Below are 15,735 nucleotides of genomic sequence, written 5' to 3' on the forward strand. Positions count from 1 at the left end.
TTCAACCTCAATCAGGGTTGCAACTGTCCGCGCATCAAAGCCCAGGCGTAGCCGAGATACTCGTGCAGCGCTCGCTCTGAGGTCGCAAGCGCCCCCGAGGATGGCACCAATGCAAACAGATTACTTTTGCCATTGCGTTTGACCAGATAATCCGTCGGAGCAGGAACAGGATCCAGTCCCTGTCCCTGAAACAGCGCAACTGCCCGCTGCATATGCGATGCAGAGGTAACCAGGGCGAAGCGGTTCGCGCCCAAATGCGCCTTCACCCAGACGGCTTCAGTGGCCGTATCCTTGGGGCGCGATTCCAGAATCATGTCACCCTCCGGCACACCTAATGCCAATGCCAGCCTGCGCATGGCTTCGGCATTGGAAATCCGCCCCGTCATACCTTGGTACCCGGACAGGTACAGGGTACTGCCGGGGTTCTGCCGATAAATACGAATACCTTCCAGTAAACGAGATGTCGAGTAACTGGAGAGCAGACTCGTAACCGGTATCCGTTCATCCTCTCGATGACCACCGCCCAGGACCACGACATAGTCCACGGGTTGTTCCCGATAGGCTGGATAGCTGTTTTCCAGGGGCATCATCAAAAAACCCGACACGGGAGGCCAGGAGAACAGAAACAATTGCACGCCCGCCAGAACCGTCAGGCCGAGTGAACATCGTCGAAAAGAGAACCGACGCATCAACCCCGCCAGCAACAGTAAAATCAGCGCCGCCGGCATGGGCATAAGCGCCGAACCAACCACCTTTTTAAACAGAAAAACCAATTCCATGGAACTACCTTTATGAGTAAACAGAACCGCTTTACCGGTATTTAAGCCGACGATAATCCAGAGGGGACATGCCCACTACTTTCTTGAACAGGCGGGAAAAGTAGTAAGCATCTTCGTAGCCCAAATCTGCCGCTATTTGATTAATTTCCCGTGATGTTACGTCCAACAGATTACAGGCATACTCCATTTTGTAATGTATAAACTGCTGAATGGGAGCATGGCCCGTCATTGCTTTGTAGCGTTTTGCAAAATAGTATTTTGAAAGATGGCACTCCCGGGCAAGCTGGGCCAATTCAATACGACCGTGGATATGGCGTAACATGTAGCTATGAATTGCATCGAGATCCAGCGGACTTTCATCTCCTTGAGATGTTTTCGAAGACTGAAGCGCGATAAAACTGAGAATTTGCCGCAACAAATTCGCCGCATGCACAAACACTTTCAGGTTATATCCGGTTTGCCGCACCAGTAAAAGCCGCTCAAGGTCATTGATCAGACCCGACTGGACGCCAGTGGCAACCACCGGCTGCTCCGGGCTCCGCAGAATACTGGAGACAAATGCATCAGCATCTTGCCCGGTAAAGTGAACCCAAAAAATGGACCAGGGTTTGTCCAGATCCGCGCGATAGGCATGGGTCATACCTTTCGAAAGCAAGGTTACGTCGCCCTTGTCTATTGCACATGATTTATCGGCGGTCACCACCTGCCCTGAGCCATCAACACAATAAATCAGCAGGTTATCATCATGTTGAACCCGCTCCATGGCATGACCTTTCGCCACGGGGTAATAGCCAAGTGCCAAAGGATAAACACCCTGGCTTAGCGGGTTTTGTGATAAATGATTCAAAACCACGTCTGGAACAACAAAGCGGATCGCATCATTCGACAGGGGCCAATTGGATGGGGAAGACATTATTTCTCAGGTTTCTCTCGGACCGGCACAATAACAAGATAGTCCATCCTTTCACCAATTTAGTCAATCCAGTCCGGGAATAGTATATGCTTTAATAAAGCCATAATGACAAAAACCTGCGAACACCAGGGCCTAAGCCCTCGCAGATTCCGATACTCAGATGAGGTCACCCTATGCACACCAAAGTCCCGAATTTGATCAATGGCGAGTTCTGTGAGAGCCGCACCGAGAACTATCTGGATGTCACCAATCCGGCCACACAAGGCATACTTGCGCGCGTGCCGATGAGCACTACAGACGAAGTACAGGCTGCAGTCCAGAGCGCCAAGGCCAGATTTGCAACCTGGAAAGAAGTGCCAGCCCCGGAGCGGGCACGGCTGATGCTGCGCTACCAACACTTGCTCAAGGAACATCATGATGAACTGGCGGAAATATTGAGTCAGGAGACCGGAAAGACTTTTGCTGATGCCAAAGGTGACGTCTGGCGCGGTATCGAAGTCGCAGAACATGCCTGTGGCATCGCGACACTCATGATGGGCGAGACTGTAGAGAACGTCGCCCGGGATATCGACACCTACAGCCTGACCCAGCCTCTAGGCGTCTGTGTCGGTATTACCCCGTTCAATTTCCCGGCAATGATCCCGCTCTGGATGTTCCCACTGGCCATTGCTTGCGGCAATACCTTTGTGCTGAAACCCTCCGAGCAAGACCCCATGACCCCCACCCGTTTGGCAGAACTCTTTCTGGAAGCCGGATTTCCAAAAGATGTCTTACAAGTGGTACACGGTGGCAAGGAACAGGTTGACCAGCTACTGACTCATCCTGACGTGCGCGCGATTTCATTTGTTGGCTCAGCCCATGTGGGACAACATATCTATCGTACCGGCACCGATCATTTGAAACGGGTACAATGCATGACCGGTGCAAAAAATCACATGGTCGTGATGCCGGATGCCAATAAACAACAAGTCATCAGCCACCTGACGGGGGCCTCCGTGGGTGCCGCCGGCCAACGCTGTATGGCAATCAGTGTGGGCGTACTGGTAGGTGAAGCCGGTGAATGGATTGATGATATTAAAGCCAACCTTGAACAGGTTAAACCTGGACTCTGGAACGATGAAGCGGCCGGATTTGGTCCGTTGATCAGTCCAGCAGCAAAAGAGCGGGTGCTGGAGCTCATTCAATCGGGCAAAGATCAGGGCGCTCAGTGTTTACTGGATGGTTCCAGTTACACTCACACGGACTATCCTGAAGGCAACTGGGTCGGGCCAACATTGTTCGGCAATGTCACGCCGGACATGCGTGTGTACCAGGAAGAAATCTTTGGCCCAGTACTGCTTCTGGTTCAGGTCGATACTCTGGAAGCAGCAATCGAACTGATTAATAACAACCCATTCGGCAATGGAACGTCCATCTTTACTGCATCCGGTGGTGCCGCCCGCTACTTCCAGCACCATATTGAGGTGGGTCAGGTTGGTATTAACGTGCCCATTCCAGTGCCGCTCCCGTTTTTCTCATTCACGGGTTGGAAGAACTCATTTTATGGCGACCAGCATGCCTATGGTAAACAGGCTGTACGCTTCTACACTGAGACCAAAACCATTACTGCGCGCTGGTTTGATAACGATGCGGTCAGCGGCCCGAACATGACAATCCAGTTGAAATAAGCACAGATCAACGGCACTAGCACTCACAGGTATTGTATGGATTTTGAGCTAAACGAAGATCAGCAGGCTTATCGGGCATCTGCCAGAGCCTTTGCCGAGAAAGAACTGATGCCTAACGCAGCCTATTGGGATCGTCAGGATGAATTTCCGCTCGCTACACTCAAACAAGCAGCGGCGCTTGGATTTCTGGGTTTGTATATCCCGGAGGAAAAAAATGGTCTCGGCCTTAGCCGGCTCGATAGCAGTCTGATCTTTGAAGAACTCGCTCGCGGCTGTACATCGACCACGGCATTCATGACCATTCACAACATGGCGACCTGGATGATCGCCCAGTTCGGTTCCGATGAATTGAGCCAGCAATGGTGTCCGGGTTTGACCCGTGGAGAACTGCTGGCATCGTATTGTCTGACTGAACCCGGAGCCGGCTCCGACGCGGCTTCCCTGACAACAAGCGCACAACGCTCCGGTGATGATTTTGTGCTCAACGGCAGTAAAATGTTTATCTCCGGAGCCGGATCTACCCAGGTTCTGGTGGTCATGGCCAGAACCGGTGCGCCGGGTGCCAAGGGGATTTCCAGCTTTTTGGTGCCCGCTGACAGTAAAGGCATCAGCTACGGGAAAAAAGAGTTAAAGATGGGCTGGAATTGTCAGCCCACCCGTGCCATTAATTTTGAAGACGTACGCATTCCTGCCAGGTATATGATCGGCTCAGAAGGCGCCGGATTCAAAATTGCAATGCAGGGCCTGGACGGCGGTAGAATTAACATTGCCACCTGCTCCTTGGGCACGGCTCGAGCAGCGCTGGAGCATGCCACTACCTATCTGCAACAACGCAACCAGTTTGGGAAACCCCTCAGTGCGTTTCAAGCATTGCAATTCAAACTCGCGGACATGGCAACCCAACTGACGGCTGCCCGCCAGATGGTGCACCTGGCCGCCACAAAACTGGATGCCAAGCGCCCGGATGCTACCCTTCATTGTGCAATGGCAAAGCGGTTTGCAACCGATGCCGGATTCGAAATTTGCAACGAAGCACTGCAAATCCATGGCGGCTATGGCTACTTGAATGATTTCCCGCTGGAGCGGTATGTCCGGGATACTCGCGTACACCAGATTCTGGAAGGAACGAATGAGATCATGCGAGTCATTATCGCCAGAAACTTGTTGCAGACCCCCTGAACTGAACCAATACAGCCCCCTTGGGGCTGGCCCGTATAGAGGACTTGATATGACAGACAACGCAAAACTGGGCTTGGAGATTTTGGGCCACACCGCCCTGCTGCGTATTCAGAATCCCCCGGCAAATACCTGGGATGAAGAAAGCTTGACCCTGCTTGAAAAAACGGTGCAATCCCTCAACGAAAACCGGGAGATTTATGCTCTGGTTATCACCGGTTCCGGTGACAGGTTTTTCTCGGCCGGAGCAGACTTGAATCTGTTTGCGGACGGTGACAAAGCCCGGGCTCGAAAAATGGCTCGCGTATTTGGCCGGGCGTTTGAAACGCTTTCCCAATTTCGGGGCGTATCCATTGCCGCAATCAATGGTTATGCCATGGGCGGGGGTTTGGAATGTGCCTTGGCGTGCGATATCCGGATCGCCGAGACCCAGGCCCAACTCGCGTTGCCTGAAGCCACTGTAGGCCTCTTGCCCTGCGCCGGTGGTACTCAGAATCTACCCTGGCTGGTGGGTGAAGGCTGGGCGAAACGAATGATCCTGTGTGGTGAACGTATCAGTGCTGAAAAAGCCGAAAAAATTGGTCTGGTTGAAGAATGCGTGGCCACGGGTGAAGCCTTACCCAGCGCATTGGCACTGGCCGAGAAAGTAGCCAAACAAAGTCCATCGAGTGTCAGTGCCTGTAAAAAGCTGATCATGTCGGCTCGGACAAATCCAATGCAACAGGCATTACCGGTTGAACGGGAATACTTCGTCGACTTATTTGACACTGAAGACCAAAAAGAAGGTGTAAACGCGTTCCTGGAAAAACGGAAAGCCGAGTGGAAAAACGCCTGATCCCGATTCGTGTTGCAGATCGCCGTCGTACTGATGGCGGCCTCAATAAACTGCGAACGTGTATACCTACAGCCTTCAACTGAACACGGAAATATTCGGAATTTATATGACGACAAAAGCAGATAGCCCGGTAATCATTCGCGAGATCAAAACGGGTAACAATCAAACGATTGGCGAGCTGACGCTCAATGCTCCGGGCGCATTAAATGCGCTGAATCTCGACATGATTCGCCTATTGGACACCCAGCTGATGACGTGGGAGAAACAATCCGAGGTTTGCTGTGTTATTTTGCGCGGCGCGGGAGAAAAAGCATTCTGCGCGGGCGGGGATGTTGTCAGCTTATATCACGCCATGGTTGCCAATCCAGGCCAGCCCGTGGCCGAAGCGCAAGCCTTCTTTAGCGAAGAATATCAACTGGACTACCGAATTCACCGCTACTCGAAACCCATTATCTGCTGGGGCAGTGGAATTGTCATGGGCGGAGGACTCGGACTGCAAGCCGCATGCCGCTATAGCATCGCAACGGAAACCACGCGCCTGGCCATGCCAGAAATCACGATAGGCTTATTCCCGGATGTTGGCGGTACCTGGTTTTTGAATCGCATGCCGGAAGGTTGCGGTCTCTACCTAGGTCTGACCGGAAACAGTCTGAACGGTTCTGATGCACTGTTCACCGGGCTTGCCCGATTCGCTTGTCAGGCTGATGGCTATGGGGAACTCATCGAAAAGTTAGGCAACCTGACCTGGCCCTCAGTTGATGATGAGCGACATCAAGTCCTGGAAGACTTTCTTCAAGGTTACTCGAAGACCGGGCATATGCCCCCCAGTCAGGTCAAAGATCACCTGGGTGCGATCACGGAAGCAACCGCGCTCGGTGACCTGGAGCAAATTGTTGCGGCCATCATCAAACTCGGTGAACGTGATGACTGGCTGGCTCGGGGCGCGAAAACGCTCCAACGGGGTTGCCCAACAACGGCGCATTTAGTTTATGCACAGCTGCACAGAGGTGCCGACCTGGCCCTAGATGCCGTATTCAAAACTGAATTGAATATGGCTATGCACTGTATTGTCAATGGTGAATTTCAGGAAGGCGTTCGGGCCTTATTGATTGATAAAGACCGTAATCCCAAGTGGAAGTACAACACACTGGATGCGATACCCGAAGCCTACATCAACAGCCACTTTCAAAGCCTCTGGCCGGAAAGCGAACATCCATTAGCACAACTGGGTCTCGGTTAGCTCGACAAAAACTCGACTCAAATACAGCATTAATACGACTGCGCGGAATAAAAACAACGATGATATGCCTGGGAATGACCGGGCAGAGGAAGAGGATCATGAAAAAAATCGGGTTTATCGGTTTAGGCCACATGGGACTGCCAATGGCCAAAAACCTGGTGAAAAATCAATATCAACTTAACGTCTTTGATCTTAACCCTGAACCACTGCAGGAGCTTAAAGCGCTAGGGGCGCATGTGGCCATTTCCGCAACAGATGCCATTCAAAATGTTGATGTTATTATCAGCATGTTACCCTCAAGCCCCCACGTCGAAAGCCTCTATTCAGGGCCGGATGGCCTACTGGCATCAATCACTGGCAAACCGTTGATTATCGATTGCAGCACCATTGCGCCGGACTGCGCCCGCCGGGTGAGTAAAGCCGCTGCGGACAAAGGCCTGCACATGCTGGATGCACCGGTATCCGGCGGTGTGGCCGGTGCCGAAGCCGGTACACTCACCTTCATTGTTGGCGGCAACAGTGATGAATTTAACAGTGCAAAACCGATATTGGAAGCAATGGGCAGCAAAATTTTCCATGCCGGTGATCATGGCGCCGGACAGGTTGCGAAAATCTGCAATAACATGCTGCTCGCGGTGCACATGATTGGGACAGCGGAAGCATTGAATCTGGGGGTGGAGAACGGCCTCGATCCAAAAGTACTCTCGGACATCATGGTCAGCAGCTCCGGCCGAAACTGGTCACTGGAAGTCTACAACCCTTATCCCGGTGTTATGGAAAATGTGCCGGCTTCAAAAAGTTACGATGGCGGGTTTCTGGTTGACCTGATGCACAAAGATCTGGGGCTGGCCATGGAGGCAGCTCAATCGGTCAAAGCATCCACGCCGATGGGCACTCTGGCACGCAGCCTGTATGCAATGCACAGCCAGCATGGCCATGGCCAACTTGACTTTTCCAGCATCCAGAAACTGTTTTCCGGCGAGTAGTCCGTAGCTCAGAGACAGGCCATCCAAATATCCAGCCCGCGTAAGGCATGTTTTGATGGCCTGTAGTCCCGGTTTAAGGCAACAACATACCTCTGATGGTGAAGAACAGCAGCGCTGCCAACAAAGCCGATGCCGGTACAGTGATAATCCAGGCAGCAGCAATTTTGAATAACGCGGAACGTTTAACCATCTCTTCCCGGTAAATCGATTTCAGTTCTTTGCGCTCCGCCTTGGATAGTTCGACTTCAGCTGTTTTTGACTTCAACTGCTTCAGTAACGCCCCCATACCTTCAATCGAAGCATGCTGAAATTCATTCAGGAAGCGCTGAATCCGCTCCCGGTCAGCGCCTTGGTGATGCTTTAATATCGAGTGCAGTTCACTGGCATAGGACGTTTTCAGGTATTCGCGAAGGAAGCCAACACCAAATATCCCCCCCACCGCAATATGGGTAGAGCTTACCGGCAATCCAAGTTGCGAGGCGATGATTACAGTAATCGCCGCTGCAAGCGCAACACAAAAGGCACGCATTTTGTTCAACTCGGTAATTTCAGTCCCCACGGTGCGAATCAACTTGGGTCCATAAAGCGTCAAGCCGATTGAAATACCGATTGCACCAACCATCATCACCCAGAATGGAATCGATGCTTTAGCATGGAAGCTGGCATTCACTAATGCATCATTGATGGCCGCCAGCGGCCCGACTGCATTTGCCACATCATTGGCGCCATGGGCAAAGCTCAACAGGGCCGCAGCAAAGATAAGTGGAACCGTGAATAGACTATTAACGCCTTAGACCGAGTTTTCCATGGATTGAGCCGCCTTTGCAATAAGCGGTCTCACCGCGACGAAAACCAGCGCCGCGACACCAAGCCCAATCAAGCAAGCCGTCACAAAATCAAATTTCCATATTTTCTTCAGTCCTTTCAATACCAGATAGGATGAAAATGCCCAGGCCATGATGGCCAGCAACCAAGGCACAACCCGCTTGGCAGAACCGACCAAGTCTTCGGTATACATCACTTTTCGTTTGATCAGGTATAAAAATCCTGCCGCGATAACCCCGCCCATTACCGGAGAAATCACCCAACTGGCTGCAATTGCGCCCATTTTGCCCCAATTGGCAACTTCAACACCCCCGGCAGCAATACCCGCCCCGAGCACTCCGCCAACAATACTGTGGGTTGTGGATACCGGAGCCCCCACCCAGGTTGCAATATTCAACCAGAGCGCACCAGCCAAAAGCGCCGCCATCATGAGCCAGACAAATTCATCGGTACTGGTGATTATCGATGGATCGATGATGCCTTTTTTTATGGTGCTGACGACATCCCCCCCGGCAATCAAAGCCCCGGATGCTTCAAATATCGCTGCGATAACGATAGCGCCCCCCAATGTGAGCGCCTTGGAACCAACCGCAGGTCCGACATTGTTCGCAACATCATTCGCGCCGATGTTCATGGCCATATAGCCACCAATCATGGCCGCAATCACCAATAAATAACTGTCCTCCAGCCCTTTGGCCGTCACTGCTGCATAAAGCATGACACCAACCACAAACAGCAACGCAAAGCCAAGGCGCATCATTTCCTGTTGGGAGCTATTGGTAGCCGATTCCAGTTGTTTGATATTGGAGAATTCCATAAATGAATACCTTTATCGTTTCAGAGGGGCTTCAGCGATAATCAATACAGCAGTTCGATTAAATAATGTCATAACTGATGAAGTTTGCACCAAATTGGTTCAAATCTTGGTTGACCGCAATAATTTGGGCCAAACTATAGCGAGACAGTCACAAAAATGAAATATAAATTTTAGTCTTATTCCCTGCTCTGAGGTGCTTTGCGAATACCAAACCCGAATTAATCCTTGATGATCATGTTTTTACGCCCCTTCCCGATGATCAATCATCGTTACGGTTCAGCATTTCGCCGACTTTCCATGCTAAACAAGCAAAATTCTGCTACTCTTTTTGAGTGTTATTTGAACAAATCGAGTAGGCATGATTCGGATGGACCAGCTTTGCGAACTTGACGAATTGGACAACCCCATCAGCATTCTTTATGTCGAAGATTCCACCGATGATATTTTGTTTATCGAAATCTACCTCAAGAAAGTATTCGGCGCCCAGTTCACACTTGTTGCGGTTCACTCTGTAGGCGAAGCCAAACGAGTCCTCTATCAAAAGTGTTTTGATCTGGTTCTTCTCGATTTGAGCCTCCCCGATGCCGGAGGGTTAATGGGCCTACAAAGCCTGTTGGTGAGCTTTCCCTATCAGGCCATTGTGGTGATTACAGGGATGGATGATGTACGCTTGGGTTTGCAGGCGGTAAAACTGGGTGCTCAAGACTATTTGACTAAAGGACACTACACCAGCGACACCGTGCTCAGGGTCATTCGCTATGCGGTTGAGCGCAACCGTATAGCAACTCAATTAATGAAAATGGCCCATCAAGACCCATTAACCGGATTACACAACCGCTCGGGGTTCATGAACCATTTAAAAACCATTCTGCCTCAATCACAGCGCCGCAACTACAACATTGCACTACTGTACATCGACCTCGACAATTTCAAAATCATCAATGACACACTTGGCCATGAAGTGGGAGACCACTATCTGAGAAGTATTTCAAAGATATTCAAAGCATCAACTCGAGCATCGGATTTTCTGGCCCGTCTGGGTGGCGATGAATTTACATTCATTATTCAGTTTGATGAGCACAATTCAGAAGAGCCGCTCACGGTGGCCCAAAATGTGATCAAAGCACTCGAACATCCCATCAAAATCGGGGATGGGCAAAGCATCAGGGGTGCATGCAGTATCGGCATTGCTCTCTGGGATCATTCAGTTGGTTCCGGCACGGCAGCAGACTGGCAAAACCACAGCCTGGAATTGATCAATCGGGCTGACACGGCCATGTACCAAGCCAAACAGGTCAACGGCTCCAGCTATCAATTTTATGACGAAGCCCTGGCGCATAAAGCTACCGAGAAACAGGCCTTTCTACGTGGGCTGCGCAATGCCCAACAACAGGGAGAGTTTCAGCTGTTTTACCAGCCTATTTACTGCTCCCGAAAGTCAAAACTGATCGCCACAGAAGTAATGATGCGCTGGCTTTCACAGGAGCGTGGTACGCTGGATCCTGGCTCGGCACTTAATCAATTAGGTGATCACGAGCTGATTATCAGTCTCGGCAACTGGATCATCTACGAGAGTTGTGGGCAGTTCCGCAGGTGGCTGGATGACGGCCTGATGGAACCGGAAAGCTGGGTCAGCCTCGATATATCCCCCGCACATTTTCTGAACCCTGCCCTGGCAGATCAAATTTATAAAGTCCTGCATGAACATCAGCTCCCGACTCACCATCTCCGCCTGGAGCTGGCAGAGAGCATACTCATGAAAGAGGCCGCCATAAAACAACTCAGGCAGCTGAAAGAAGTTGGTATCAGTATCGCTATCGACCATTTCGGTACAGGGTATTCATCCATGCGCTATTTGAAAACGAATGCAGTTGATTCGCTCATTATCGACCGCTCCTATGTGCAAAACTATTTACACAACCGGGAGTCCCAATCCAGTACGCGGGCCATGGTGAGGTTCGGGCAAACACTGGGAAAATCGATTGTCGCTGAAGGCATTGATAGTGAAGCCCTGGCCGCAGCACTCAGTGAGCTCGGCTGCGACTATCTTCAGGGCGCTTATTTTGGCACGCCAGCCAGTGCTGAACAAATTGGTAATTAATGACCACTTCAGCCATAAACCAGCCGCTTTGTGCCGCCACTAACAGGATGACGACTCGCCAGCATTCGGCACATCTCGCTTATGCAAAAAGTCATAAATTATGGGCACCAACAACAAACTCACCAACATGGAGAATGTTAACCCGGCCACAATCGTGATCGCCAAAGGCTGCAGCATTTCTGCGCCCTCCCCCCAACCCAGTGCGAGTGGCAACATCCCCATACTGGTTGTCAAGGTCGTCATCAATATTGGCCTGAGCCGTAATCGTCCTGCCTCCAGTATTGCCTCAATTTTTGCGTAGCCACGAAAACGCAACAGTTCGATGTACTCAACCAGAACAATCGCATTGTTTACAACGATACCTGCCAACATAATCACGCCGAGCCACACGGGCATGGATATTGGCAAATCCGCCACATAACAACCCAGGGCAACACCACTCAGGGCAAAAGGGACACTCAACAGAATAACGACGGGATTGAGCAATGCCTCATATTGAATGGCCATCACCACAAAGACAAGAAACAAGGCAAGCAACAGTAAAACCTGAGTCAGTTGATTTGCTTCCTGAAGCGCTTCACGAGCACCACCATCGTATAGCACATAGCCTTTCGGCAATTCAAACTGATCACTCAGTTCGGCTAAGTCCGTGAGCACTTCATTTAATGCCGCATTTTCATCCAGCGTTGCCGAAACCTCCACGATACGCATTTGATTATCGCGCTTGATGGTTGAAGGAGACCGCACAAACTCGATTTTCGCAACCGTTCCCAGGTATACGGGAGGCCGATTATTTTGCTGAGGGTAAAGCAATATCGACTCAAGGTGAGCTAATCCCCTGACCTCATCACGGGGAAGCCTGATACGAATGTCGTGCTCACGATCCCCATCCAGAAAGCCGGACACGATACGCCCCTCCAGGGCAATTTGCATCGCTTCTGCCAACTCCTCAGTGCTCAGGCCCAATGCTGTAGCCCGGTCCCGATCGATGACAATCGCCATCTCGCTGTTTTCTTCTTCCGAGGAAAATGAAATATTGGTCAACCCTGGAACGGTTTTGACTTGCAACACCAACGCCCGGGCCAATTTATCCAGAACAGCAAGATCACTGCCTTGAATACGCAAGCTGATGTCATCATCACCGGCACTGGTGCGCACCCCGCGAATCCCCTGCTGATACAAGCGAACTTTGATCCCCGCCATTTCAAGCTGACCAATTTCACGTTTCATATCATCAATCCATTGCTGACTGCTGCGCTGTCGCCCCGCCAACGTTTTCAATTGCACAGCCAGCCTCGCACTGTTGGCTGACTCCCGTTGCGAGCGACCGAAAATAGATCCGCCTACCAGACTGAACACCATTTCGACATCACCCTGGCTCTGGAACAATGCTTCAATCTGCCGAACCCGATCATCCATTTCCTGGATTGGTGTACCCGGATCACTGGAAATACGCACATTGATACTGCCATCATCCAGTTTGGGCAAGAAAATTTGCCGGGTTTCCATCAGTAAGCCCACCGCCCAAACGAGACCGGCAATAAAAATAAACAGCACCAGCCAACGTCCCCGCAATACCCAACGCAGGGAAACCTGATAGCCATGCTGGAAATGGCCAAGCACCGCATCCACACCATTGCGAAAGGCGCTTGTTTTGCGGGTACGAACCCTTGCCGCAAGCGCCGGAACCAGCGTCACAGCAATAATCAGTGACGCGACGATTGCAGCGGATATCGTGATAATCAGTTCCCGAAACAGCAAACCGGTTAACCCACTGACAAAAATGAAAGGCAAGACAGCCGCCAGATTGGTGGATGTCGCGGCCACAATGGCACTGTTGACCTCTGCTGCAGCATCACTCGCTGCACTTGCACTGGACTCCCCCTGCAACTGATGTCGGTAGATGTTTTCCAGCATCACAATCGTATTGTCCACCAGCATGCCAACCCCCAGTGCCAAGCCACCCAGCGTCATGATATTGAGCGTCAGCCCCCCAACGCCCATCAAGGCAAATGTCACCATGATCGCAATCGGTATGGCACTGCCAATGATCAAAGTACGTCTCAAATTGCCCAGGAAGAGATAAACAACCGCCATCGCCAAGAATGCACCGGAAAGCGCAGCAGTGGTGGAGTTACGTAACGCTTGCCGGACATAGACGGACTGATCGGCAACATTGATCACCTCAATATCGTCTGGCATGACTCCCTGCTCTTTAAGCCAGAGCACCCGCTGTTGCACCTTCTCCACAACATCTACGGTATTGGCGGTAGGCTGCTTCTGGATGGAGACTTTGACCCCCGGTATGCCATTCGCCCGGATCTTGATCCGTTCGTCTTGATGGGTGTCGATAATGGTCGCAACCTCCGACATATAAACGGTGCCACCATCCGTCAGCATCAGCGGAACACGGGAAAGATCCTCCAAACTTGAGAACCGACTGGTGATACGACCCGAAATTTCCCGCCCTTCACTCTGAAAACGGCCCGCGGGTTCATCACGATTTTCGTTCTGCAAAACGCTAACAAGATCATTCAGAGTCAATCCAACACCGGCCAGCCGCTGTTGATCCGGCAGGATCTGCACTTCCCGAACCAGTCCTCCACCCACCTCGGCTGCGGCAACGCCCGGTAAGTTAATAAACCACTTCCTGAAAGTATCATCTGCCCAGGTTCGCAATTCACGGGCATCCCGAAGCCGGGAGGTAATCACATACTCTGCAACCGGGATCTGGGAGGGATCCAGTTTGTAAATTACCGGCGGATTGATGGTATCCGGAAGAAAACGTTTGGCACGGTCGAGGCGGGTACTGGCATCCTGAAGCGCTTGGTCAATATCGGTGTTGTAACCAAAGGTCAGATCCACCCGGGTTGCCCCGAGGCTGGTTTCAGATTGCACCCGGGTCGCATCTTCAGTAATCGCCAGTTGTTCTTCCAACTGCCGGGTTACGTTATCTTCCATCACCGATGCAGGCACACCGGGATCAATAATTCTGACCCGTATCTCGGGATAAATCAGATGCGGCAAAAGATCAATAGAGAGACGCCCCAATGAAAATGTCCCCAGAACAATAGCCGCCAACGCAATCATCACTACGCCTACCGGGTGCCGAATAGACCAGGCGGCAATACCACCACCTTTGGGGTTTGCAGAGGAAGGAGAACGTGTATCTGGTGCTAGCGAAGGATCTGTGGACTCAACCATTTTCGCTCCCCCCTCTCAATTGCACGATTTTGACAGATTTACCATCACTCAAATCGAGAAATCCTCGCGTTACGACTAAATCGCCCTCACTGAGCCCGTCCAGAATTTCGATACGATCATCAAATCGTCCTCCAGTTATAACTTTTTGACGCTGGGCTACACCGTCTTCGGTAACACGATACACAATCGCCACCCCCTCATCATGCTGTAATGCACGGAACGGTATCGTCATTCGCGCAGAAAGCCGGGCATTGAACGTAACACGACAAAACTGCCCGGGACGAGCGCCTCTTGGCACCGGAGCAACGCTCACTTCAACTTTCCCGCGACGGGAAATGGGGTCAATATCCGGATAAATTCGACTGATCAGGCCTGGATAGGTTCCGCTCCCCAAGGCATCGATCGCAACGGAGACTTCATCTCCCAGGCTCAGACTTGTTATCAACAACTCCGAGACAGAAACATCCGTAATTAAGGAAGATGGATCCGAGATGGTCAGCAAGTGCTCATGCTTCTCAGCCACATTCCCCGGCTCCGTCAAGCGCCGCACAATAACACCGGTAATCGGAGCCTGAATTTCGGTATATCCCAAACGGGTGCGCAAAACGTTTTCATCCGAACGGGCAACCTCGAGCTCCGTCTCCTTGCTACCCAATTCATCTGCGGAGGTAAGCTGTTTTTTGAACAGTGCGCGCAAGCGCTTTAGATCCTGTTCCAATTGAGACCTTAAAGCTTTTGCCCGCTGTAATTGAGCCTGCAACAAGCTGTCATCCAGCAACGCAACAACCTCGCCTTTTTCAACCAAATCCCCTTCATAAAACGGCAGCGCAGTAACTTGCCCTTCTTCCTGACTGAATATCTCTACGGTACGTAAGGCCCTGAGAGAGCCGGGCCGCTGTCGTGAAAGGCCCATGCTGGTGACTAACACTGGAGAGGTTTCGACCAGATGCTGTGCTGGCGATTTTTTGGGTGATTGCCCGGAGAGGGATAAAGCGCCAGGTTCGGCTGGCTTGTCCTGACAGGCCAGTAACAATAAAAACACGGGAACAGCAAGAAATGGAAAAAACCGGGGAGGTTTCATAGGGCATCCTGATTGCATGTTGAGTATTCCAACTGTATCAAAAAAGCGTGTGACCTGTAGAGCACTATCCGCAATCTGCACAAGGATTCAGAGCAGTCTCGACATGCCAGT

Annotated in this window: 10 protein-coding genes and 1 pseudogene; 6 read left to right on the forward strand and 5 right to left on the reverse strand. The window is 51.4% G+C overall.

Annotation, left to right across the window (positions count from 1 at the left end):
* Window positions 1–11: 11 nt before the first annotated feature.
* Together OLMES_RS23810 and OLMES_RS23815 are read right to left on the reverse strand one after the other, a co-directional pair.
* Entirely contained in the window at window positions 12–779 is a 768-nt protein-coding gene (locus OLMES_RS23810; protein ID WP_087463541.1) for an ElyC/SanA/YdcF family protein, read from the reverse strand.
* 31 nt (window positions 780–810) lie between these two features.
* Window positions 811–1,692, reverse strand: a complete 882-nt coding sequence (locus OLMES_RS23815; RefSeq protein ID WP_087463542.1) for an AraC family transcriptional regulator — start codon at window positions 1,690–1,692, stop codon at window positions 811–813.
* Window positions 1,693–1,865: 173 nt separating this feature from the next.
* Here OLMES_RS23815 and OLMES_RS23820 point away from each other — a divergent pair, with 173 nt between their 5' ends.
* From OLMES_RS23820 to mmsB, 5 genes are all read left to right on the forward strand, one after another.
* Window positions 1,866–3,359: a CoA-acylating methylmalonate-semialdehyde dehydrogenase gene (locus OLMES_RS23820; protein ID WP_087463543.1), complete on the forward strand. Its 1,494-nt coding sequence runs from the start codon at window positions 1,866–1,868 to the stop codon at window positions 3,357–3,359.
* Window positions 3,360–3,395: 36 nt separating this feature from the next.
* Entirely contained in the window at window positions 3,396–4,538 is a 1,143-nt protein-coding gene (locus OLMES_RS23825) for an acyl-CoA dehydrogenase family protein (protein ID WP_087463544.1), read from the forward strand.
* A gap of 49 nt (window positions 4,539–4,587) precedes the next feature.
* Complete coding sequence (locus OLMES_RS23830) at window positions 4,588–5,370, forward strand: enoyl-CoA hydratase (protein WP_087463545.1); 783 nt, start codon at window positions 4,588–4,590, stop codon at window positions 5,368–5,370.
* Window positions 5,371–5,476: 106 nt separating this feature from the next.
* Complete coding sequence (locus OLMES_RS23835; RefSeq protein ID WP_087463546.1) at window positions 5,477–6,610, forward strand: enoyl-CoA hydratase/isomerase family protein; 1,134 nt, start codon at window positions 5,477–5,479, stop codon at window positions 6,608–6,610.
* 98 nt (window positions 6,611–6,708) lie between these two features.
* The gene (gene mmsB / locus OLMES_RS23840) at window positions 6,709–7,596 is read left to right on the forward strand and encodes a 3-hydroxyisobutyrate dehydrogenase (protein WP_087463547.1); all 888 of its coding nucleotides are present in this window, start codon (window positions 6,709–6,711) and stop codon (window positions 7,594–7,596) included.
* A 73-nt stretch (window positions 7,597–7,669) separates the two neighbouring features.
* On the opposite strand, the pseudogene OLMES_RS29095 reads toward mmsB, so the two are convergent.
* Window positions 7,670–9,238 (reverse strand): annotated as a pseudogene (locus OLMES_RS29095) (inorganic phosphate transporter).
* Between the two features lie 367 nt (window positions 9,239–9,605).
* Between OLMES_RS29095 and OLMES_RS23850 the strand changes: the two are divergent.
* Window positions 9,606–11,339 carry a GGDEF domain-containing response regulator gene (locus OLMES_RS23850; protein WP_198343106.1) on the forward strand — a complete coding sequence of 578 codons (1,734 nt, stop codon included), beginning with the start codon at window positions 9,606–9,608 and terminating at the stop codon, window positions 11,337–11,339.
* Window positions 11,340–11,378: 39 nt separating this feature from the next.
* Here the strand turns inward: OLMES_RS23850 and OLMES_RS23855 are convergent, their stop codons facing one another.
* Together OLMES_RS23855 and OLMES_RS23860 are read right to left on the reverse strand one after the other, a co-directional pair.
* Entirely contained in the window at window positions 11,379–14,543 is a 3,165-nt protein-coding gene (locus tag OLMES_RS23855; protein ID WP_087463549.1) for an efflux RND transporter permease subunit, read from the reverse strand.
* Window positions 14,536–15,624: an efflux RND transporter periplasmic adaptor subunit gene (locus tag OLMES_RS23860; RefSeq protein ID WP_157678512.1), complete on the reverse strand. Its 1,089-nt coding sequence runs from the start codon at window positions 15,622–15,624 to the stop codon at window positions 14,536–14,538. The genes OLMES_RS23855 and OLMES_RS23860 overlap by 8 nt, the downstream gene beginning before the upstream one ends.
* Window positions 15,625–15,735 lie beyond the last annotated feature (111 nt).

This window comes from Oleiphilus messinensis (genome assembly GCF_002162375.1).
Lineage (GTDB): Bacteria > Pseudomonadota > Gammaproteobacteria > Pseudomonadales > Oleiphilaceae > Oleiphilus > Oleiphilus messinensis.

Bases quoted from the DNA above. Each gene is read 5' to 3' on its own strand.
- OLMES_RS23855 (WP_087463549.1), bottom strand. From the start codon at position 14,543: ATGGTTGAGTCCACAGATCCTTCGCTAGCACCAGATACACGTTCTCCT.
- OLMES_RS23830 (WP_087463545.1), top strand. From the start codon at position 4,588: ATGACAGACAACGCAAAACTGGGCTTGGAGATTTTGGGCCACACCGCC.
- mmsB (WP_087463547.1), top strand. From the start codon at position 6,709: ATGAAAAAAATCGGGTTTATCGGTTTAGGCCACATGGGACTGCCAATG.
- OLMES_RS23810 (WP_087463541.1), bottom strand. From the start codon at position 779: ATGGAATTGGTTTTTCTGTTTAAAAAGGTGGTTGGTTCGGCGCTTATG.
- OLMES_RS23835 (WP_087463546.1), top strand. From the start codon at position 5,477: ATGACGACAAAAGCAGATAGCCCGGTAATCATTCGCGAGATCAAAACG.
- OLMES_RS23825 (WP_087463544.1), top strand. From the start codon at position 3,396: ATGGATTTTGAGCTAAACGAAGATCAGCAGGCTTATCGGGCATCTGCC.
- OLMES_RS23820 (WP_087463543.1), top strand. From the start codon at position 1,866: ATGCACACCAAAGTCCCGAATTTGATCAATGGCGAGTTCTGTGAGAGC.
- OLMES_RS23850 (WP_198343106.1), top strand. From the start codon at position 9,606: ATGGACCAGCTTTGCGAACTTGACGAATTGGACAACCCCATCAGCATT.
- OLMES_RS23815 (WP_087463542.1), bottom strand. From the start codon at position 1,692: ATGTCTTCCCCATCCAATTGGCCCCTGTCGAATGATGCGATCCGCTTT.
- OLMES_RS23860 (WP_157678512.1), bottom strand. From the start codon at position 15,624: ATGAAACCTCCCCGGTTTTTTCCATTTCTTGCTGTTCCCGTGTTTTTA.